Below are 21,159 nucleotides of genomic sequence, written 5' to 3' on the forward strand. Positions count from 1 at the left end.
GAACGCGCACAGGGCGGCGCAGTGAACGCCACGGGGCATGTCACAGCGGAACGCGCAGCGCCCCGTCGATGAGCTCGGCCGTGTCCTCGGCCCCCGAACAACCGCTGGTCAGCAGCTGCTCCCGGACCGCGCGCAGCCGGTCGCGCAGGCGCAGCGACTCCATTCCCTTGGCCCGCTCGGCCATTTCGGCCGCCGAGGCCACCGCCTGATCGGCCTCGCCCTGGCGCAGCTGGATCTCGCACAGCATCGCCAGCCGGTGCACCCGGCCCCGGTCGTGCGCGGGCGTGCCCACGGCGGCCGAAGCCTGCTCCCGGGCCCCCCGCAGATCACCCAGCCCGAGCAGCGCCTCCGCCACCTGTACGTTGACCAGCCCGGGCTGCACGTACCCCGTCTCGTCCGGCTCCGTGCCGGGCCGGATCCGCTCCGCCGCCGCCTCGGCCTTGCGGATGCAGGCCAAAGCGGCCGCGGTATCGCCGAGTTGGGCGTAGGCCTTGGCCTGCATGGCGTACAGGTCCGCGGCCAGGGCCGGGGTGGTGTGCCGGCCGGCCGCGCGCAGGGCGGCCTCGGCGAAGGCCACGGCCTGGCGGAACTCCCGTAGGTGCAGGCTCTGGTTGACGATCAGCGCGATCACGTAGGCCCCGAGCCCCCGGTCCCCGCTCGCCTTGGCCAGCCTCAGCGCCTGGTGGAAGTAGCGCTGTGCCAGCCCGTGCGCGTCCGAGTCGTAGGCGCAGATCCCCGCCACGGCCACCAGGGAACCCCCGGCCCGGTGCAGGCTGCGGCCGAGTCCGTCGGAGTAACTGCCGCGCAGCAGGGGGGCGGTCTCGGTACCGAGGAACCGGACGACCCGGTCGCGGGTGGCCACGCCGCCGGCCCTGCGGTACATCAGCTCGTAGTGCGCGCGGGCGGCCTTCAGGATCTCCACGTGCTCGGGTCCGACGCGGGTCGGCCCCTCCCTCGACACGTCGGCGTCCTCCGGCGGGTTCTCCCACTCCCATACCGGCATCACCGCGGGGGTACCGGTCAGCGCCCCGGCGTCGAGGGGCTGGCGGCCGTGGCCGTCGGAGCGCCACAGGGCGGCGGCGCGGTCGACGAAGCCGCTGAGCGGGACTGCGCCGCCACAACGACCGTGCGGATCGGCGGCCTGTCCGGGCAGACCGAACCCGACGTCGTCGAGAGAGAGCGGCCGCCTCAGCCGCCCCCCGATGACCTCGCAGATCAGGTCCGGCACCTGGCCGCGCGGCCGCTGCCCCTTCAACCACCGCGCCACGGCGGTGTGTTCGTAACGCAGGGCAAGTCCGCGGGAACGGCCCGCCTGGTTGACGTACGCGGCGAGTCCGGCATGGGACATGCCCGCCTCGGCGAGGAGGGCGTCGAGCAGTGCATTGGGCTGCATGGCCGCTCCAAGGGCTCGTCGGATCCAGGCTAGTGGGTGCGGGGTTCACACGGGGTGTACTGCATCCAATTCACACAGGGTGTGAAGCCAGTACGCGCATAAATGCGATACGCACCCTCGCGCGGGGGTCCGTCCGAGCGCTTCACTTAAGGGCCTCGCCAAGAGGCGGCTCGGGTCGTCGGCTCCCCCTCGTACAGTGCGACGACCCGTCAACCGCGCCGCCCGTCCTGTTGTCTGCCCGACACTCCACGGCAGGCGGGCGGCGCGTTTCGGCTCCGCCGGGTCCTGGTTGGTCGCCGGGCCCCGGCCGAGCCGGACCGAGCGCGCGCCGGGCCCACCCACCGGGCCCGGCCCGCGTGGTCCCCCGCCCGGGCGCGGACGCCCGCGACCCAGCCGCGCGGACGTCCGCGACCGCGTCCCCGGGCCCTGCGGGGCTGTCCCCTACCCGCCCTTCGCCCGTTCCCTGGGGCTCCGCCCCAGACCCCGCGCCTCAAACGCCGGCGAGGCTGGATTTTCCAGCCCGTCCGGCGTTTGAGGACCGGGTCCGGGCGGAGCCCGGGGAACGGTGGAAGGGCGGGTAGGGGACCAGCCCCGCAGGGCAGCCCCGCAGGGCAGCCCCGCACCTCGCGCAGCCGGGTGGAACGGGTGAGGGGGTGCACCCCGTGATCGGGATGCACCCCCTCGGTGCCACAAGGAGCGGCGGCAGCGGCTACGCGCCGCGCAGCACCGCGCCCGTGCGCTCGCCCGCCAGGGCGACCGCCGCGTCGCGGGCCGCCGTGGACTCCTCTGCGGTCAGCGTCCGGTCGGCCGCGCGGAAGCGCAACGCGTACGCCAGGGACTTCTTGCCCTCGCCCACCTGCTCTCCCTCGAAGACGTCGAACAGCCGGAGGGACTCCAGCAGTTCACCCGCGCCCTTGTGCAGCGCGTCCTCGACGGCCGAAGCCGGCACCGACGCGTCCACGATCAGCGCCACGTCCTGGGTCGCCACCGGGAAGGAGGAGATCCGGGGCGCCTGGAGGGACTCGCCGCCGGCCGCCGCGAGGCGGTCCAGGTCGAGCTCCATCGCGCTGGTGCGGGCCGGCAGGCCCATCGCCTTGACCACGCGCGGGTGCAGCTCACCGGCGTGGCCGATGACCGTCTCCACCCCGTCCAGGGTGACGAGCAGCTCGGCGCAGCGGCCCGGGTGCCAGGGACCGTACTGGCCCTGGCGCACGACGAGCTCCGCACCGGCCTCGACGGCCAGCGAGCGCGCCGCCTGGACCGCGTCGGCCCAGTCGGCCGGACGGCCCTTGCCCCACCAGCCGGCCTGCTCGCGGGCCCCGGCCAGCACGACCGCGGCGTAGCGCGGCTGCGCGGGCAGGGCCGCGTTCAGGGTGGCGATCTCCTCGTCGGTGGGACGCCGGTCGACGCCGAGGCGTACGGCGACGCCCGGCTGCGCGGCGGCCCGGAAGACCGAGCCGGTCTCGAAGAGGGCCAGGTCGTGGCTGCCCCGGCTGTCGTTGCGGCGCAGCGCGCCGAGCAGACCCGGCAGCAGCGTGGTGCGCAGCGCCGGCTCCTCGTCGGAGATCGGGTTGACCAGCTTGACGACCTGGCGGGAGGCGTCGTGCGCGGGCAGCTGGAGCTGGTCGAAGACGCCCTCCCCGATGAAGGGGTAGCTGAGCGCCTCCACGTAGCCCGCGCCGGCCAGCGCGCGCCCGACCCGGCGGTGCAGCTGCTGCCGGGCGGTCAGACCGCGGCCGGAGGGCACCTGCGGGAGGGTGGAGGGAAGGTTCCCGTAACCCTCCAGCCGGATGACTTCCTCGGCGAGGTCGTTGGGCTCGGCGAGGTCGGGCCGCCACGAGGGCGTGGTGACCACGAGCTCGTCCTGGCCGTAGACGTCGCAGCCGACTTCCTGCAGGCGGCGTACGACGGTCTCGCGACCGTAGTCCATGCCCGCGACCTTGTCGGGGTGGTCCGCGCTCATCGCGATGGTGCGCGGGGCGCCCGGTGCGGTGAGCTCGGTGACGCCGGCCTCGGCGGTGCCGCCCGCGAGCAGCACGAGCAGGTCGACGGTGCGCTGCGCGGCGGCGGCGGCGGCCTGCGGGTCGACGCCGCGCTCGAAGCGCTTGGACGCCTCCGAGGACAGCTTGAGGCGGCGGGCGGTGCGCGAGATCGACACGGAGTCGAAGTGCGCGGCCTCGACGACGACCTCGGTGGTGCCGGTGACGGCGCCCGTTTCCGGGTCCGTGACGGAGTCGGCGATCTCGGTGTTGGCACCGCCCATGACACCGGCGAGCCCGATCGGGCCGCTGTTGTCGGTGATCACCAGGTCCTCGGAGTCGAGCGTGCGCTTGACCCCGTCGAGGGTGGTGAACTTCTCGCCCTGTTCGGCCCGGCGGACGCCGATGGTGCCGTCGATGCGCGAGCGGTCGTAGGCGTGCAGCGGCTGGCCGAGCTCGAGCATCACGTAGTTGGTGATGTCGACGGCGAGCGAGATCGGGCGCATGCCCGCCTTCTGGAGGCGGCGCGTGAGCCAGATCGGGGAGCGCGCCTCGGGGTCGAGACCGGTCACCGTGCGCGCGGTGAAGCGGTCGCAGCCCCGCGGGTCGTCGATCTTCACGGGGTAGCCGTACGAGTTCGGCTGGGGCACGTCGAGCAGCGCCGGGTCGCGCAGCGGCAGGCCGTACGCGGTGGCGGCCTCGCGGGCCACACCGCGCATGGACATGCAGTAGCCGCGGTCCGGGGTGATGTCGATGTCGAGGACCTCGTCGACCAGCTCCAGGAGCTTGATCGCGTCGGAGCCGACCTCGTGCTCGTGCGGCAGCACGATGATGCCGTGCGTGCCGTCGTCGCCCATGCCCAGCTCGTCGCCGGAGCAGATCATGCCGTGGGAGGTGCGGCCGTACGTCTCGCGCGCGGCGATCGCGAAGTCGCCGGGCAGCACCGCGCCCGGCAGGACCACGACGACCTTGTCGCCGACGGAGAAGTTCCGGGCGCCGCAGACGATCTCCTGCGGCAGGCCGGTTCCGTTGGCCTGGCCGACGTCGACCGTGCAGAAGCGGATCGGCTTGCGGAAGCCTTCGAGCTCCTCGATGGTCAGCACCTGGCCGACGACGAGCGGGCCCTTGAGCCCGCCACCGAGCTGCTCGACGGTTTCGACCTCGAGGCCGGCGTCGACGAGCTTGTGGGCCACGTCGCGACCGGTTTCACCCGCGGGGAGGTCGACGTACTCCCGCAGCCAAGAAAGCGGGACGCGCATCAGATCTCACTCCCGAACGGCCGGGTGAAACGAACGTCACCCTCGACCATGTCTCGCATGTCTTCTACGTTGTGGCGGAACATCAGCATCCGCTCGATGCCGAATCCGAAGGCGAACCCGCTGTACTTCTCCGGGTCCACACCGCAGGCGGTGAGCACCTTCGGGTTGACCATGCCGCAGCCGCCGAGCTCGATCCAGCCCTCGCTGGAGCAGGTGCGACACGGACGGTCGGGGTTGCCCACCGACTCGCCGCGGCACACGTAGCACTGCATGTCCATCTCGGCGGACGGCTCGGTGAAGGGGAAGAAGTGCGGGCGCAGGCGCGTGGTGGTGCCCTCGCCGAACAGCTCCTGGACCATGTGGTCCATCGTGCCCTTGAGGTCCGCCATGGTCAGGCCCTCGTCCACGGCGAGCAGCTCGACCTGGTGGAAGACCGGGGTGTGCGTCGCGTCGAGCTCGTCGGTGCGGTACACCCGCCCCGGGCACACGATGTAGACGGGGGGCTTGCGCTCCAGCAGCGAGCGCGCCTGCACCGGGGAGGTGTGGGTGCGCAGCACGACGCCGGACTCGTCTCCCTCGGTGCCTTCCGGCCCCCGAACGAAGAAGGTGTCCTGCATCTGGCGCGCGGGGTGGTCGGGCGTGAAGTTGAGGGCGTCGAAGTTGAACCACTCCGCCTCGACCTCGGGGCCCTCCGCGACCTCGTACCCCATGGCCACGAAGATGTCCGCGATGCGGTCCATCAGCGTGGTCAGGGGGTGCCGGGCGCCGGCGGGCACGCGGTCGTAGGGCAGCGTGACGTCCACCGCCTCCTCGACCAGCACCCGCTCGTCGCGCTCGGCTTCGAGCGCGACCGTGCGGGCCCCGAACGCCTTGTTCACGGCGCCGCGGGCCTGGCCCACGAGCTTGCCCGCGGTGGCCTTGGCCTGCGGGGGCAGCGCGCCGATCTCGCGGTTGGCGAGCGCCAAGGGCGAGCGGTCGCCCATGTGCGCGGTCTTCGCCTCGCGAAGCTCGTCGAGGTCGCCGGCGGCGGCGAAGGCGGCGAGCGCCTCGTCCCGCATGCGCTCGATCTCATCCGGTTTCAGTGCCTCGACCTCAACAGGGTCGTACGACTTGTTCGGTGCCGACATCTCTTCCCGTACTTCCGATGGCTGGCTGGTGGTCCCCCGCGCGACGCGCAGGACGCGCTCGGCACTAGGACACAAAGGTGCCAAAGGTCGAGTCTAAAGGTCGCTGGGGGTGAAGGGGCCCGTGGGCCGCCTGGCGAGACGCTCCGCAGGGCTACTGCGTGAGGTATGCCGGGGCGCCGACGGGCAGGATAAATCGGAACTCGGCGCCGCCGCCGGGGCCGCGGCCGACCTTGATGGTGCCGCCGTGGGCTTCCACGATGCCCTTGACGATGTAGAGGCCCAGGCCGGTGCCGCCGCGCTTGCTGCCCCGCCAGAAACGGGTGAAGACGCGGCCCATCGACTCCTCGGGGATACCGGGGCCTTCATCGGTCACGGTGACGGCGGTTCCCTTCTCGGTCTTCCCCGCGGCGTTCGCGAAGCTGGTCGGCGTCACGTCGATGGTGACGGTTCCCTCGCCGTGGCGCACCGCATTTTCGAGCAGGTTGCCCAGGATCTGGTCGATCTTGTCGGGGTCCGCCCAGCAGTCCGGCAGCGGCCGGCTCACGCTGACCAGGAACCGCTCCGGGGCCTGCCCGTTGGCGGTGAGCGCCTGGACGTGGCGGCCCACGGCGGTGGAGATGTCCACCGGCTGGCGGCGCACCTCCAGACGGCCCGAGTCGATGCGGGAGATGTCCAGGAGCTCGGTGATGAGCCGGGTGACGCGGTTCGCGTCGGCGTCGACGGTCTCCAGCATCAAGCGCTTCTGGTCGTCGGTGAACCGCTCCCACTTGGCGAGCAGCGTCGCCGTGAACCCCTTCACGGAGGTGAGCGGGGAGCGCAGCTCGTGCGCGACGGTGGCGATCAGCTCGGCGTGGCTGCGCTCGGTGCGCCGCCGGGCCTCGGTGCCCCGCAGGGTGACCACGAGCCGGCGCACCGGGCCCTTGGGGTGGGTGCGCACGTACCGGGCGGAGACCAGCACCTCGCGGCCGCCGGGGAGCAGCAGGTTCCGCTCGGGCTGTCCGCGCCGGGTGGCGAGCCCTCCGTAGGGGTCGGTCAGCGCCCACCAGCGGCGGCCTTCGAGGTCCTCCAGCGGCAGGGCGCGCTCGATCCCGAGGCCGAGGGCCTCGCCCGCCACCAGGGCGGTGATCCGGGCGGCGGCGGAGTTGAAGCAGATGACCCGGCCGGTGGCGTCGGCGATCACGAGCCCGTCGGGCAGGTCGTCGGGGTCGATCCCGAGCGCGGCGTACTCGCCTAGCCCGTCGGTGTCCTCGCTCGCGGGAGCGGAAGCAGGAGGGGAAGGGGGAGCGGAAGCGGACGCAGCCGCGGGCCGGGCCCGCGGGGGCGCTGCGGGGGCTTCCTGGGGCTGCTGCACGGGCACCCGGGCGGCGGGCGCGGCCAGCTGGGACACCGTCGCCAGGACCGGTGCGCCGGCCGCCTTGGCGGCGCCTGGCGAGCTGTTCGTACCGACGGTCATGTCCCCGTACCCCACATCTCCGAGTACCACGGTGGGCCCCCGGGCCGCCACATTACTAGCTGGGGGTCACGGAGCGGCACCCTCCGGGCGCCCGCTGTGCTCGCGCGGACGCGTACAGGCACACCGCGGCGGCCGTGGCGAGGTTCAGGCTCTCGGCCTTTCCGTGGATCGGGACCCGTACGACGGCGTCGGCGAGCGCCCTGGTCTCCTCGGGCAGGCCCCAGGCCTCGTTGCCGAAGATCCAGGCCGACGGGGTGCCCATGGTGCCCGCGTCGAGCTCGGCGTCGAGGTCGTCCGTGCCGGCCCCGTCGGCGGCGAGGATCCGTACGCCGGCCGCGCGCAGCCCCGCCACGGCCTGCTCCACGGGCACGCCGACGGCCACCGGGAGGTGGAAGAGGGAGCCCACGGAGGCGCGTACCGACTTGGGGTTGTACAGGTCCACGGAGGCGTCGGTCAGCACGACCGCGTCGGCTCCGGCGGCGTCCGCGCAGCGCAGCACCGTACCGGCGTTGCCGGGGTCGCGGACGTGCGCGAGGACGGCGACCAGCTTGGGCCGGGCCTTCAGGATCTCCTCGAACGGGGAGTCGAGGAAGTGGCAGACGCCGACCAGGCCCTGCGGGGTGACCGTTTGAGAGACCTCCGCGAGCACCTCGTCGGAGGCGTAGTGGACACGGGCTCCGGCGGCGTACGCGGCGTCGACGATGTCGGCGTAGCGCTCGGCGGCCTCCACGGTCGCGAACAGCTCGATCAGCGTGGATTCGCCCCCGGCGCCGCGGTGCTCCACGGCCTCGCGCACGGCCTGCGGGCCCTCGGCGATGAAGCGGCGCTCCTTGGTGCGGAAATTGCGTCGCGCCAGGCGCCTGGCGGCGGCCACCCGGGTGGACCGGGGGGAGATCAGCTCGGCGGGGGTGCCCATGGCGGTCGGCTCGCTTCCGTACGTACAGCGGGTGGAACTGGTGGGTCAACGCGACTGGTGGGTCAACCGACTGGAGGGACGACCCACCTGTGGGTCAACCCACCGGAGGGTCAACGCACCGGACCCGCAGGCGCGAGGCCTGCGGGTCCGGGCAAGATACTGCAGCCTTGAGGGCGTGCTGCTTAGGCAGCGACCTTCGGGGCGTTGACGTCGGCCGGGAGGGCCTTCTGCGCGACCTCGACCAGCGCGGCGAACGCGTTGGCGTCGTTGACGGCCAGCTCGGCGAGGATCTTGCGGTCCACCTCGATGTTGGCGGCGTTCAGACCCTGGATGAGGCGGTTGTACGTCATGCCGTTCTGACGGGCAGCCGCGTTGATGCGCTGGATCCAGAGCCGACGGAAGTCGCCCTTGCGCTTCTTGCGGTCGTTGAAGTTGTAGACCAGGGAGTGGGTGACCTGCTCCTTGGCCTTGCGGTACAGGCGCGAACGCTGACCGCGGTAACCCTTCGCCGCCTCGAGGATTGCCCGACGCTTCTTGTGCGCGTTTACTGCCCGCTTGACGCGTGCCACTGTGTACTCCTTGTAGCGGGGCCGTGGTTGTGTTCACACGGCCCGAATTCGATGGGGTCCCGGTCTTGACGTGCTTCCGCTCCCGGAAGGGGAGCGGAGGACGTCACTTGCCGAGAAGCTTCTTGATCTTCTTGGCGTCGCCGGGGGCCATCTCCGCGGTGCCGGTCAGGCGGCGGGTGACACGGGACGACTTGTGCTCGAGCAGGTGGCGCTTGCCGGCGCGCTCACGGAGCACCTTGCCGGAGCCGGTGATCTTGAAGCGCTTCTTGGTCCCGGAGTGCGTCTTGTTCTTCGGCATGGCGCCGTTATCTCCTCGTCGGTGGCGCCCCCACCGGCCCTGGTGGGGGCCGGCTCACGGGAGCGTCATGTTGTATCGGTGATCCGAGACGGGCTGCCTCGGAATCAGGCCTGGGCAGAGGCCTCGTCCGAGGCGGCTGCCTCGTCGGTGCCGGCCTCGGCCGCCGCGTCGGTCGCTTCGTCGGAAGCGTCCTCGGCGTCCACGTCCTCGGCTTCGAGTGCGGCGTTCTCGGCCTCGAGCGCGGCGTCGGCGTCCAGGGCCTCGTCACCACTCTCGTCACCGTGCGCAACACCCTGGCGCTCGGCCTTGCGGGCGGCCTGCGCCTCGCGGGCTTCGGCCATCGCCTCGGTCTTCTTCTTGTGCGGACCGAGAACCATGATCATGTTTCGGCCGTCCTGCTTCGGGTTCGACTCGATGAACCCGAGGTCCTCGACGTCCGAAGCCAGACGCTGCAGCAGTCGGTAGCCGAGTTCCGGCCTGGACTGCTCGCGACCACGGAACATGATCGTGATCTTGACCTTGTCGCCCTGCTTGAGGAACCGAACGACGTGACCCTTCTTGGTGTCATAGTCGTGCGGGTCGATCTTCGGCCGGAGCTTCATTTCCTTGATGACCGTGTGCGCCTGGTTCTTGCGCGCCTCACGGGCCTTCATGGCCGACTCGTACTTGAACTTGCCGTAGTCCATGAGCTTGCAGACCGGCGGGCGTGCGGACGCCGCGACCTCGACCAGGTCGAGGTCGTACTCCTGCGCGAGCTCGAGCGCCTTGGCAAGCGGCACGATGCCGACCTGCTCGCCACTCGGGCCGACGAGTCGTACCTCGGGAACGCGAATCCGGTCGTTGATGCGGGGCTCGGTGCTGATGGATCCTCCTCGGTAGCACCACACGGCTGCCTGGAGGACAGCCGCTGACGTTTTTCCGTCAGACCGACCGCGGCGGGGAATGAAAAAAGCCCCGCCGGGCACAGGCGGGGGCTCCAATACAACCGGAGCACCGTCGCGTGCGAACCGCGGGGCGCAAAATCGGGCAGCTTTCCATCGTCCGTACGGAACGATGGATACCACCAGACCGGTGACCCGCCTCCCGTGAGGGTGGCTGGGTGGGAGAATCGGAGCCTCCACTTGTGGGCCGGGCACATAAGTGTCCGGCCGGTCGAAGTACATACTAGCACCCGCGTTGCAAGCCCGCCGCACGGCATATCGTGGGGCACATGACTGACGCGACGCCCTCCGGATCCTCCTCCGGTGCCCCCTCCGAATCCCCGGCCGCTCCCGACTACGACGACCTGACCCGCGACATCGCGGACGTGCCGGCCGTCGAGGTCATCACCACGGTGGCCGTCCACCTGCTCAGCGCTGCGGCGGTCAACCTGGGCCTGGACAAGCCGGACTCCGAGTACAAGGACCTCGACGAGGCCCGCAAGCTGATCACCGCCCTCGCCGGCCTGGTCACCGCGAGCGCCACCGAGATCAGCTCCTTCCACGCGGCCCCGCTGCGCGACGGTCTGAAGTCCCTCCAGCTGGCCTTCCGCGAGGCCTCGCTGGTGCAGGACGAGCCGGGGCAGGGCCCGGGCGAGAAGTTCACGGGTCCGGTGTACGCGTAACCGCGCGAAGCGCGCCGCAGAACGCCGGAGGGCCACACCTTGACGTCAAGGTGTGGCCCTCCGGCGTTCTGCGTTGTTGGGAGGCATTCGCAGTCGTTCGGGGTCGTTCGGGGTCGTTCGGAAACGTTCGGAAACGTTTCGGAGGCGCTCAGCGCGTGAAGAGCGGCTCGCCCGGCGGGACGGGGGCCCCCTCCGGGAGCAGTGCCAGGTCCAGTCCGCCTACGAGGCGTGCGCGCAGGGTCTCGTCGGCCGCGAGGGCCTCGGCCACCCGGCGGGCCGCCGCCGCGGCCTGCGGACCGGCGGCCAGCACGATCGCCAGGGTTCCGTCGGCGTCCGCGCCGCCCGGGCCCAGGTGGGCGCCGAGCACGGCCGGCTCGGCGGTCACGACGGCCCGTACGGCCTCGCGCACGGCGGGGTCGGCGAGCGGGCCGGCGTCCGTGCGGCCCTCGGCGAGCGCGAGCAGCGCGGGGCCCGCGAGCTGGTACGGGACCGGTCCCGAGAGGTCCAGGACGAGGGTGTCGGCCTTCTCGTGCGCGGCGGCGGCCAGCGCCTGGTGCAGCGGCACCGCGACCGGGCGGGCGGCCGGGTCCCACAGGGCCAGCGAGGCGGTGGAGGTGAAGGCGGGCAGGGCCCGCCGGTCCCCCGCGCGCAGGGTCGGCACGGCCATGTCGCTGGTCTTCTCGCGCTTGAGTCCGGTCTCGGGGTCGGTCTCGACCTCACCGAGGACCGCCACGACGGGAACCAGCAGGCGGGCGTCCTTCAGGGCCGCCAGCACCTCCGGCTCCTTGGCTCTGTCCTCGGCCCAGGCGGCCAGGGCCGCGCTCAGGCGGGGGTCGGCCGAGCCGTCGTCGTCGGAGAAACCGGGGTCCGGAATGTTTTTGTTCGCCACAGTTCCCCGAGCCTATCCCGCGTCTCCCCGCGCCTATCCCGCGTCGGGGTCCCGCCGTCCGACCCGGGGCCGGGGCCGCCGGGCCAGCACTCCGGCCGTCACGAGCAGGGCCAGCCCCGCGACCCCGCCCACCGGAACTCCGAAGCGGGCCCAGGGCCCGGGATCGGGTACCGGATCGGGGCCGGCGCCGAAGTAGGGGTTCGCTGCCGCGACGGGTGCGGGCAGCACCGGTTCGGGGGCGATCGCGTCGGCGGCCTGGAGCGCGGCGGCCGGGTCCACCAGGCCGAAGCCGCGGGAGTCGTCGCGGCCGCCGGGCGGGGGGTCGGAGGCGGTGTCCTCCAGCAGGTTCTTGATCTGCGCCGGGGACAGGTCGGGGTGGGCCGCCTTGACGAGGGCGACGGCGCCGGAGACGAAGGCCGCGGCGGCACTGGTCCCCCAGCCCTCGCCGTATCCGCGGGGCGGGGCGGCGACGACCACTTTGACACCCGGGGCGCTGACGGTGGCGTACCAGTTGCGGGTGGAGAACTTCGCCTTCTTGTTCTCTCGGTTGACGGCCGTGACGGCGATGACCCCGGGGTAGGCCGCCGGATAGGAGATGCGGTCCCCCTTGTTGCCGCCGTTGCCGGCCGAGGCGACCACCACCACGCCCTTGGCGAGGGCGTACTGGATGGCCTCGTCCTCGGTGGCGTCGTGGTGGGCGTCGCTGCTGTCGTCGCCGAGCGAGAGGTTGATCACGTCGGCGCCGTGGTCGGCGGCCCAGCGGATGCCCTCGGCGAGGGCGCCGCCCTTGCTCGCGCGGGCCTTCTCCCGGCCCGGGTCCGTCTCTTCCAGGATCACCCTGACCGGAAGGATCTTGGCCTGCGGGGCGATGCCGATGACGCCGCCGCGCCACTGGGAGCCGTGGCCGCGCCCGGCGATGATCCCCGCCATGCCGGTGCCGTGGCGGGCCCAGGTCTCGTCGCCGGGCACCGCCCCCATGCCGACGAGGTCGATGCCCTCCAGGACCGCGCCCGCCAGGTCGGGGTGGGACGGATCGACCCCGGTGTCGAGGACGGCCACGGTGACCCCCTCGCCCTTGGTGGTGCCCCAGGCCTCCTCGGTGCGCAGGGCCATCAGCGGCCACTGGCTGTCGCGGATGGAGTCCGCGGCGGCCGGCGGCGCGACGGTGACGGCGAACAGGGCTCCGAGGGCGAGGGCGGCCGGGAGCAGGGTGCGACGGGTCATCGGGAGGCCTCCGGGGACGCCGACGGCGTCTGCGTCGTCTGCTGTGTTTGCGGGGTCCCCGGCGCCCGCGAGGTCCCGGGGGCCGGCAGGCCCGACGCGGTGGCCGCGAGGGTGCGTACGGTGTCTTCCATCAGGTCGGCGAGGGCCTGGGCCTCGTAGCCCAGTCCGGACTCGGCCACCCGGCCCTTGGCGTCCTCGGCCATCTTGTCCTCGGCAGGGCTCGGGGCGCCGAGGCGGCGGCCGTCGGCGAAGGCGGAGACGGAGTAGACGACGACCGGGGCCTCGGGGACGACGGAGGCCGCCCAGGCCGCGCGGCGGTTGTCGCGGAATCGGTAGCCGCTCGGGGCGGTCAGCCGGCCGCGCAGGGACTCCATGGCGGTGGCGTCGGCGGGGGTGAACACCATGCCGACGGTGATGAGGGAGCTACGGGTGGCGTCGGTGTAGGTGGCGCGGAGCACGCGGGTGCACCCGGTCTCGGCGAACAGGGCCTGCCAGTCGGCGGCGAGCGCCTCGGAGCAGCCCGCGTCGGCGGGGGCGGTGATACGGGTCCACGTGCGGTCGGCGCCGCCCGGCCCGGCGCCCTGGCCGTCGAGGACGGGCGGGAACAGGGTGTCGGCCGGTGCGCTGTGCCAGAGGGACGCGGCTTTGCGGTACGCGACGGCGGGGTCGACCCGCCGCTGCGCGTCCCGGTGGTCGGAAACGGCCTGGTAGCCGGCCGCACCGGTGAGACCGAGGCCGAGGAGGCCGCACAGAGCGGCGGCGAAGACCTTCCCGGGGCGCCGCCGTGGCGGTACCGAGGTGTGGTCGGGCGCGGTCTGGACCCCGCCGTGCGGTGTGGACGTACTCATCCGGCGGCTCAGCCCCCCGTTCCCGTCGGCTGCCTGTCCCTCACTTTACGCGCCCGCGAGTGCCGGAATGTCGACCGGGGAGGAGCGGCAGTACACATATGCGAACAACCGCCTGCAGATCCAGAAGGTGCATCCGGATGTCGAGACCGAGATGTGACCGGACCGCCTTCCCGGGCTCCTGACCTGGCCCGGCGTCCCGCGGCCTCCCCGAACCCCCTACCCACGGGTACAACCGTCTGGCAGGCTGCCGCCCATGAACTCCCCCGCCGCCGACCGGGCCCGTTACGACCGGGCCACCGCCCATCTCGACGCTCCGCTCGCCCTCGTGGATCTGGAGGCGTTCGACGCGAACGCCGACGATCTCGTGCGTCGCGCCGGCGGGAAGCCGGTCCGGGTGGCGAGCAAGTCCGTACGGTGCCGTGCGCTGCTGGAACGGGTCCTCGCACGGCCCGGATTCGCCGGAATCATGTCCTACACCCTGGCCGAATCGATCTGGCTGGCGCGTTCGGGCTTCGAGGACGTCCTGCTCGCCTACCCGTCCGCCGACCGGGCCGGCTTCGCCGAGCTCGCCGCCGATCCGAAGCTGGCCGGCGCGGTCACCGTGATGGTCGACGACCTCGCGCAGCTGGAGCTCGTGGACCGGGCCCGCGACGGGGGCACGCAGGAGATCCGGGTCTGCCTGGAACTGGACACCGCTCTGCAGCTCTTCGGCGGCAGGATCCGCGTCGGCGCCCGCCGCTCCCCGCTGCGCGAGCCCGCCCAGCTCGCGGAGCTGGCCCGCGCGGTGAGCGCCCGGCCCGGCTTCCGGGTGGTCGGCCTGATGGGCTACGAGGGCCACGTGGCCGGGGTCGGCGACGCGCTCGCGGGGCGCCCGCTGAGGTCGCGCGCCATCCGGCTGATGCAGGGCGCGGCCCGCAAGGAGCTGGCCGCCCGCCGGGCCGAGGCCGTCCGGGCCGTGCGCGCGGTGGTGCCCGACCTGGAGTTCGTCAACGGCGGCGGGACCGGCAGCGTCCAGCAGACCGCCGCGGAGGACGCCGTCACGGAGATCGCCGCCGGGTCGGGGCTCTACGTACCGCGGCTGTTCGACAACTACACCTCGTTCAGGGGCCGCCCGGCGGCGCTCTTCGCCCAGCCCGTGGTCCGCCGGCCCGGGGTCGGGGTGGTCACCGTGCTCGGCGGCGGGTACCCGGCCTCCGGCGCGCCCGGCCCGGACCGGCTGCCGGTCCCGTACCTCCCCGAGGGGCTGCGCTACGACCCGCAGGAGGGGGCCGGCGAGGTGCAGACCCCGCTGCTCGGCAGCCCGGCCGACGATCTGCTGATCGGCGACCGGGTCTGGTTCCGGCACGCGAAGGCCGGTGAGCTGTGCGAGCGCTTCGACGCCTTGCACCTGGTCGAGGGCGACCGGGTGACGGCCACCGCCCCGACCTACCGGGGCGAGGGCCGCACCTTCCTCTAGGGCCTGGGCACCCGGGGCCGGGCCAGCGCCCGGGACCGCTGGAAGCGGAGTCCGTCCTAGAAGACGGAGTCCTTCTGGTCCGGGATGACGCTGGTGTCACCCCGGAGCACGGGCCCCGGGGTGCCGTCGCGGCCGGTGAAGCCGGTGGTCGCGCACGGGTAGGGCGCGGCCTTCTGCTTCTTGGGCTGGATGAACATCGGGTTCACGATCCACTTGCCGTCGCTGTTGTCGTAGGCGCGGCACATCAGCTCGTTCTTGTTGCGGTTCACGACGAGCCGCAGCGCGGTCGCGTCCCGCAGGAACGAGATGTCGGTGTCGGAGTCGCCCGCCGCGAACACCTGGCGGCGGGCGGCCGGCTGCACCTTCTCGGCGGCGGCGCCGCGGATCCCGAAGATCTCCTTGTTGATCCAGCAGCGCTTGCCGTCGATGTACGTGATCATCGTGTCGGCGCCGTCCGCGACGGACCCGCAGCCCTGCAGGTGGGCGGTGAACTTCCCGCCGTACGTGGTGGTGTTGCGGATGCCGATGACGTGCCGGGCGTCGATGCCCACGCCCTCGGCCCACACCTCGACGACCGGCTGCGGCGAGGCCGAGCTGATCCAGACGTCGAAGCCGGCCTTCTGCAGGGCGCCGATGAGTTCCTTCTGCTGGTCGTAGTAGCGCACCCAGCCGGTGGCGGTGGCGGAGCCGACCTGCTGCTGGGCGTCGACCGGGGCGGCCAGGTTCTCGGCCCGCGCGGCCCCCGCGAAACCGCGGATCTCGCGCGCGGTCCAGCCCTGCATGAGCTGCGGAAGCCAGGAGTAGGCGGGCTCGGTCGTACGGCGGTCCCAGCCGGCGAAGGCGGGGGCGGCCGCCCGGGTGGCGGCGGTGCCGTAGACGGCGTTGATCTCGTCGGCGCAGCCGGCGCCCCCGGGAGTACCGGTGGGCAGCGGGTCTCCGGGCCTCGCCAGGGCGCCGCAGGCCTCGGCCAGGGCCCGGGCGGCGGCCGGGGTGAGGTAGCGGCTGGTGCTCGTCCAGTCACCCCCGGCGGGCTGGCGGATCTTGCCGTTGCGCAGCAGCCAGAACATCTGCGCGTCGCCCACGTCGTTCTTGACGACGGTGTTGTCCCAGTCGAAGACCGCGACGGGCTTGTCGCGGTCGGGCCGGTACGGGTCGCAGGTGGCGTAGTCGTCGATGAGCTGCTGCAGCCGCGCCCGGTTGTCTCCGTACCAGGCGGCCTTGAGCCGGGGCGTGGCGCAGTGGCCGCCGGGGTGGGCCTGGGCGGCGGGTACGGCGGCCACGAGGGTGCAGGCGGCTATCGCGGCGGCGGCGCCGACGGCCTGGAGCCGCCGCATGGAGCTGAGTCGGGTCACTGAGGTGGGTCCTCCTGGTTCGCGGAAAGATCGTCATGGACGGGATCGTCACGGACAGGATCGTCACGGGCGGGATCGTGACGGGCGGGATCGTCACAGGCGGTGGAGCACGGCAGCCGGGCGTCGTGCGACGCCCGGCTGCCGGGTGGGTGGTGGGGAGGCGAACGTTTAGAGAGGAGTGACGTACGCGCCGGAGATCCCGCCGTCGACCAGGAAGTCGGTGGCGTTGATGAAGGAGGAGTCGTCGCTCGCGAGGAAGGCGACGGCGGCGGCGATCTCGGTGGGCTCGGCGAACCGGCCGAGCGGGATGTGCACGATCCGGCGGGCCGCGCGCTCCGGGTCCTTGGCGAACAGCTCCTGCAGGAGCGGGGTGTTGACGGGCCCCGGGCAGAGCGCGTTGACGCGGATGCCCTCGCGGGCGAACTGCACGCCGAGCTCGCGGGACATCGCGAGCACGCCGCCCTTGGAGGCGGTGTAGGAGATCTGCGAGGTGGCGGCGCCCATCCGGGCCACGAAGGAGGCGGTGTTGATGATGGAGCCCCGGCCCTGGCGCTGCATGTAGGGCAGGGCCGCCTTGCAGCAGAGGTAGACGGAGGTGAGGTTGACGTCCTGGACCCGCTTCCAGGCCTCCAGGCTGGTGGTGAGGATCGAGTCGTCGTCCGGGGGCGAGATGCCGGCGTTGTTGAAGGCGATGTCCACGGAACCGTAGGTGTCGAAGGCGGTCTTGAACAGCGCCTCGACCTCCTCCGGGCTGGTGACGTCGACCTTGACGAAGGTGCCGCCGACCTCCTCGGCGGCGGCCTTGCCCGCGGTCTCGTCGATGTCGCCGCAGACGACGTTGGCGCCCTCGGAGGCCAGCCGCCGGGCGGTGGCGAGGCCGATGCCGCTGCCGGCTCCGGTGATGACGGCGGTACGCCCGACCAGTCGGCGGCAGACGATCTCTTCGGTGGAATCGGTGCTCATGTTTCTCAGGCCTCCGTGCTGATGAAGACGTTCTTGGTCTCGGTGAAAGCGGAGAGGGAGTCGGGCCCGAGCTCGCGCCCGAGTCCCGACTGCTTGTAGCCGCCGAAGGGGGTCCAGTAGCGGACGCTGCTGTGGGAGTTGACCGACAGGTTGCCCGCGGCGACGGCGCGCGAGACGCGCAGCGCGCGGCCCACGTCGCGGGTCCACAGGGAGCCGGCGAGGCCGTAGTCGGTGGCGTTGGCCAGCCGTACGGCGTCCTCCTCGTCCTCGAAGGGCAGGACGACGGCGACCGGCCCGAAGACCTCCTCGGTGGCCACGGCGGCGGTGGGGTCGACGCCGGTGACGAGGGTCGGGGGGTACCAGAAGCCGGGACCTTCGGGGGCGGTGCCCCGGACGACGGTGAGGTCATCGGTGACGTAGGACCGTACGCGCTCCAGCTGCACCCGCGAGATCAGCGGCCCGATCTGCGTGTTCTCGTCGTACGGGTCCCCGACGACGACCTTCTCGACGGCGGGGGCGAGCAGCTCCATGAACCGGTCGTACGCGGAGCGCTGTACGAGGATCCGCGTCCGGGCGCAGCAGTCCTGACCGGTGTTGTCCAGGAAGGACATCGGGGCCGAGGCCGCCGCCGCCTCCAGGTCCGCGTCGGCGAAGACGATGTTGGGGTTCTTGCCGCCGAGTTCGAGGGTGAGGCGCTTCACCCGGTCGGCGCACTTGGCCATGATCCGCTTGCCGATCCGGGTGGACCCGGTGAACACGATCTTGGCCACCCCCGGATGTTCGACGAGGGCGTCGCCCGCCACCTCGCCCCGGCCGGGCAGCACCTGGAACAGGTGCTCGGGGAGTCCGGCCTCCAGGGCGAGTTCGGCGAGGCGCAGCGCGGTGAGCGGGGTGGTCTCGGCGGGCTTGAGGATGACCGCGTTGCCCGCGGCCAGCGCCGGGGCCAGGCCCCAGGCGGCGATCGGCATGGGGAAGTTCCACGGCGCGATCACGCCGATGACCCCGAGGGGTTCGAGGAAGGTGACGTCGATGCCGCCGGCGACGGGGATCTGGCGGCCGGAGAGCCGTTCCACTCCCCCGGCGGCGAAGTCGAGCACGTCGCGGACGTTGCCGGCTTCCCAGCGGGCGTTGCCGATGGTGTGGCCCGCTTCCCGGACCTCCAGCTGTGCCAGCTCCTCGATGTGCCCGTCGACGACCGAGGCGAAGCGGCGCAGCAGCCTGGCCCGGTCGGCGGGCGCGGCCGCCGCCCAGGCCCGCTGGGCCGCGGTGGCCCGTACGACGGCGGCGTCGACGTCGTCCCGTGTGGCGGCCGGGACGACGGCGACGAGTTCCTCGGTGGCCGGATTCAGGACTTCCAGCGCATCGGACACGTGGTGGCCTTTCAGACGTTCGGGTGCGGTGTGCGGGACTGCGGGCCGGATCCGGCCCGGGGCACGGGCCGGATCCGGTGCCGGGCGCCGCGGGCCCGGCAAGATCCGAAAGAGACGGCCTAGAGGCGTTCGAAGGAGCGGCGCAGTTCCCAGTCGGTCACGGCGGAGTCGTACGCGTCCAGCTCGACGCGGGCCATGTTCCGGTAGTGGGCGACGACCTCCGGGCCGAAGGCGGCCTTGGCGATCTCGCTGTTCTCCCAGAGCTCGGCGGCCTCGCGCAAGGTGGTCGGGACGTGCGCGAAGTCGGCCGTGTAGGCGTTTCCGGCGCAGGGCTCGGGCAGCTCCAGGCGGTTCTCGATGCCGTAGATGCCGGCCGCGATCAGGCCGGAGACGGCGAGGTAGGGGTTGACGTCGCCGCCGGGCAGGCGGTTCTCGAAGCGCATGGAGCGGCCGTGGCCGACCACCCGGAGCGCGCAGGTCCGGTTGTCCACGCCCCAGGCGACGGCGGTCGGCGCGAAGGATCCCGGCTGGAAACGCTTGTAGGAGTTGATGTTGGGGGCGTAGAGAAGGGAGAAGTCGCGCAGCGCGGCGAGCTGGCCGGCCAGGAAGTGGCGCATCACGGGTGACATACCGCCGTGGTCGCGTGCGTCCGGCCCCTCACCGGCCATCGCGTTGCGTCCGTCGGCATCGGAGAGCGAGAGGTGGATGTGACAGGAGTTGCCCTCGCGCGCGTCGTACTTGGCCATGAAGGTGAGCGAGACGCCTTCCTGGGCGGCGATCTCCTTGGCCCCCGTCTTGTAGACGGAGTGCTGGTCACAGGTGGTCAGCGCTTCGTCGTAGCGGAAGACGATCTCGTGCTGGCCGAGGTTGCACTCGCCCTTCGCGGACTCGACGACCAGGCCGGCGGCCTGCATCTCGTTGCGGATGCGGCGCAGCAGCGGTTCGACGCGGCCGGTCCCGAGGATGGAGTAGTCGGTGTTGTACTGGTTGGCGGGGGTCAGACCGCGGTAGTCGGAGTTCCAGGCCTGCTCGTAGGTGTCGAGGAAGACCATGAACTCCAGCTCGGTGCCCACCATCGCGGTGTACCCGTGTTCGCCGAGGCGCTCCAGCTGGCGGCGCAGGATCTGCCGGGGCGCGGCGACCACGGGCGAGCCGTCGTTCCAGGCGAGGTCGGCGAGGACGAAGGCGCTGCCCGGGTTCCAGGGGATCCGGCGCAGGGTGGCGAGGTCGGGGTGCATGGCGAAGTCGCCGTAGCCCCGCTCCCAGGAGGACATCTCGTACCCGTCGACGGTGTTCATCTCCGTGTCGACGGCGAGGAGGTAGTTGCAGCCCTCGGTGCCGTGCTGGAGGACCTCGTCGAGGAAGAACTGTGCGGCGAACCGCTTGCCCTGGAGGCGCCCCTGCATGTCGGGGAAGGCCAGGACCACTGTGTCGATTTCACCGCTGGCGACGAGAACGCGGAGCTCCTCGGTCGAAAGCGGCGGCTTGCGGTCTACCACGGGATTCTCTCCTTCGGTGAGCCGAGGAGGCCTAAGGTATTGAATAGAACCATTGCTTGGGAAGGGGAGGAGGCGAGATGACCGATACGGCGAGCGAGGACGAGGCCGCACGACGGCTCAATCCCGTACTGCGACAGGTGCGGGCGGGCAACGGATTCGAGGAGGCGCTGGAGCAGATCCTCCAGGTGGTCCGGCTCGGACTGGTACCGGGCGGGGAACGGCTCCCGCCGGAGCGCGAGTTGGCCGAGCGGATGGGGATCAGCCGGGTGACGCTCCGCGAGGTGCTGAAGGTGCTCCAGGACCAGGGCCTGGTGGAGGCCCGGCGCGGACGCTACGGCGGAACGTTTGTCCTGCCCCGCCCCGACACGCCGGCCGGGGGCACCGAGGAGGAGCTGCGGCGCCGGGTCGCGGGCGTGGACATCGAGGACGTCCTGCGCTTCCGCGAGGTCCTGGAAGTGGGCGCGGCCGGCCTGTGTGCCTCCCAGGGACTGTCCGAGCGGGACACCGACCGGCTGCTCGGCGCGCTGACCGCCACCCACGACGCCCCGCTGCCCGACTACCGCCGCCAGGACACCCTCTTCCACCTCACCCTGTGCGAACTCGCCGGATCCGCCACCCTGACGGCCCAGTACGCGGCCGTCCGGGCCACCGTGAACGACCTGCTGGACTGCATTCCGCTGCTGGTGCGCAACCTGGAGCACTCGCAGCAGCAGCACAGCACCCTGGTGGAGGCGGTGCTGGACCGCGACCCGGAGGCGGCCCGCGCGGTGATGCGCGAGCACTGCTGCGGCACGGCGGCGCTGCTGCGGGGGTTCCTGACCTGATCCGGCGGCGCCGGGAGCGCCGGAGCCGCCGGAGCCGTCGGAGCCACCCGCCCCGCCCGCCCGCCCCCGGCCGAGAGGCATTCGTAACCCCCGTTTAACGCAGGGGTCTTGCGCCCGCCACGCCCGAGCGGCAAAGG

The 21,159-nt window shown here is 72.4% G+C and carries 18 protein-coding genes; 3 read left to right on the plus strand and 15 right to left on the minus strand.

What is annotated here, in order from left to right:
• Positions 1-40: 40 nt before the first annotated feature.
• From ACIQV3_RS17430 to infC, 8 genes are all read right to left on the minus strand, one after another.
• Positions 41-1,393 carry a transcriptional regulator gene (locus tag ACIQV3_RS17430; protein WP_403713257.1) on the minus strand — a complete coding sequence of 451 codons (1,353 nt, stop codon included), beginning with the start codon at positions 1,391-1,393 and terminating at the stop codon, positions 41-43.
• Positions 1,394-2,102: 709 nt separating this feature from the next.
• Positions 2,103-4,631 carry a phenylalanine--tRNA ligase subunit beta gene (pheT, locus tag ACIQV3_RS17435; RefSeq protein ID WP_403713258.1) on the minus strand — a complete coding sequence of 843 codons (2,529 nt, stop codon included), beginning with the start codon at positions 4,629-4,631 and terminating at the stop codon, positions 2,103-2,105.
• Positions 4,631-5,758 carry a phenylalanine--tRNA ligase subunit alpha gene (gene pheS, locus ACIQV3_RS17440; protein WP_327307608.1) on the minus strand — a complete coding sequence of 376 codons (1,128 nt, stop codon included), beginning with the start codon at positions 5,756-5,758 and terminating at the stop codon, positions 4,631-4,633. The genes pheT and pheS overlap by 1 nt, the downstream gene beginning before the upstream one ends.
• Positions 5,759-5,909: 151 nt before the next feature.
• Complete coding sequence (locus ACIQV3_RS17445; RefSeq protein ID WP_403713259.1) at positions 5,910-7,211, minus strand: ATP-binding protein; 1,302 nt, start codon at positions 7,209-7,211, stop codon at positions 5,910-5,912.
• Between the two features lie 55 nt (positions 7,212-7,266).
• On the minus strand, positions 7,267-8,127 hold the full coding sequence (locus ACIQV3_RS17450) for an RNA methyltransferase (RefSeq protein ID WP_327307606.1): 861 nt from the start codon (positions 8,125-8,127) through the stop codon (positions 7,267-7,269).
• A 182-nt stretch (positions 8,128-8,309) separates the two neighbouring features.
• On the minus strand, positions 8,310-8,696 hold the full coding sequence (gene rplT, locus ACIQV3_RS17455; protein ID WP_214948116.1) for a 50S ribosomal protein L20: 387 nt from the start codon (positions 8,694-8,696) through the stop codon (positions 8,310-8,312).
• 103 nt (positions 8,697-8,799) lie between these two features.
• Positions 8,800-8,994, minus strand: coding sequence for a 50S ribosomal protein L35 (rpmI, locus tag ACIQV3_RS17460; RefSeq protein ID WP_215021864.1), 195 nt, complete (start codon positions 8,992-8,994; stop codon positions 8,800-8,802).
• Positions 8,995-9,098: 104 nt separating this feature from the next.
• Positions 9,099-9,881 carry a translation initiation factor IF-3 gene (gene infC, locus ACIQV3_RS17465; RefSeq protein WP_403713425.1) on the minus strand — a complete coding sequence of 261 codons (783 nt, stop codon included), beginning with the start codon at positions 9,879-9,881 and terminating at the stop codon, positions 9,099-9,101.
• 323 nt (positions 9,882-10,204) lie between these two features.
• Between infC and ACIQV3_RS17470 the strand changes: the two genes are divergently transcribed.
• Positions 10,205-10,597, plus strand: a complete 393-nt coding sequence (locus ACIQV3_RS17470; protein WP_385377199.1) for a DUF1844 domain-containing protein — start codon at positions 10,205-10,207, stop codon at positions 10,595-10,597.
• A gap of 148 nt (positions 10,598-10,745) precedes the next feature.
• On the opposite strand, the gene ACIQV3_RS17475 is transcribed toward ACIQV3_RS17470, so the two are convergent.
• Genes ACIQV3_RS17475 through ACIQV3_RS17485 form a run of 3 tightly spaced genes read right to left on the minus strand, consistent with a single transcriptional unit; the run spans position 10,746 to position 13,558 of the window.
• Positions 10,746-11,486 (minus strand): SseB family protein, encoded by a 741-nt coding sequence (locus ACIQV3_RS17475; RefSeq protein WP_403713260.1) that lies wholly within the window; start codon positions 11,484-11,486, stop codon positions 10,746-10,748.
• 33 nt (positions 11,487-11,519) lie between these two features.
• Positions 11,520-12,710 carry a type VII secretion-associated serine protease mycosin gene (gene mycP / locus ACIQV3_RS17480; RefSeq protein WP_403713262.1) on the minus strand — a complete coding sequence of 397 codons (1,191 nt, stop codon included), beginning with the start codon at positions 12,708-12,710 and terminating at the stop codon, positions 11,520-11,522.
• The gene (locus tag ACIQV3_RS17485) at positions 12,707-13,558 is read right to left on the minus strand and encodes a hypothetical protein (RefSeq protein WP_403713263.1); all 852 of its coding nucleotides are present in this window, start codon (positions 13,556-13,558) and stop codon (positions 12,707-12,709) included. The genes mycP and ACIQV3_RS17485 overlap by 4 nt, the downstream gene beginning before the upstream one ends.
• A gap of 253 nt (positions 13,559-13,811) precedes the next feature.
• Here ACIQV3_RS17485 and ACIQV3_RS17490 point away from each other — a divergent pair, with 253 nt between their 5' ends.
• Positions 13,812-15,014 (plus strand): amino acid deaminase/aldolase, encoded by a 1,203-nt coding sequence (locus ACIQV3_RS17490; RefSeq protein ID WP_403713264.1) that lies wholly within the window; start codon positions 13,812-13,814, stop codon positions 15,012-15,014.
• Positions 15,015-15,070: 56 nt separating this feature from the next.
• Here ACIQV3_RS17490 and ACIQV3_RS17495 read toward each other — a convergent pair whose 3' ends face one another.
• The 4 genes from ACIQV3_RS17495 to ACIQV3_RS17510 form a co-directional block, all read right to left on the minus strand.
• A complete protein-coding gene (locus ACIQV3_RS17495; RefSeq protein WP_403713265.1) occupies positions 15,071-16,366 on the minus strand; it encodes a haloacid dehalogenase-like hydrolase in 1,296 nt (431 codons plus the stop codon).
• A 168-nt stretch (positions 16,367-16,534) separates the two neighbouring features.
• Positions 16,535-17,329, minus strand: coding sequence for a 3-oxoacyl-ACP reductase (locus ACIQV3_RS17500; protein WP_403713266.1), 795 nt, complete (start codon positions 17,327-17,329; stop codon positions 16,535-16,537).
• 5 nt (positions 17,330-17,334) lie between these two features.
• Positions 17,335-18,699, minus strand: coding sequence for an aldehyde dehydrogenase family protein (locus tag ACIQV3_RS17505; protein ID WP_403713267.1), 1,365 nt, complete (start codon positions 18,697-18,699; stop codon positions 17,335-17,337).
• A gap of 119 nt (positions 18,700-18,818) precedes the next feature.
• Positions 18,819-20,198 (minus strand): glutamine synthetase family protein, encoded by a 1,380-nt coding sequence (locus ACIQV3_RS17510; RefSeq protein WP_403713268.1) that lies wholly within the window; start codon positions 20,196-20,198, stop codon positions 18,819-18,821.
• A 77-nt stretch (positions 20,199-20,275) separates the two neighbouring features.
• Here ACIQV3_RS17510 and ACIQV3_RS17515 point away from each other — a divergent pair, with 77 nt between their 5' ends.
• Positions 20,276-21,022 (plus strand): FadR/GntR family transcriptional regulator, encoded by a 747-nt coding sequence (locus tag ACIQV3_RS17515; RefSeq protein ID WP_403713269.1) that lies wholly within the window; start codon positions 20,276-20,278, stop codon positions 21,020-21,022.
• Positions 21,023-21,159: the final 137 nt, after the last annotated feature.

Source organism: Streptomyces sp. NPDC099050 (genome assembly GCF_044759865.1).
Classification (GTDB): Bacteria; Actinomycetota; Actinomycetes; order Streptomycetales; family Streptomycetaceae; genus Streptomyces.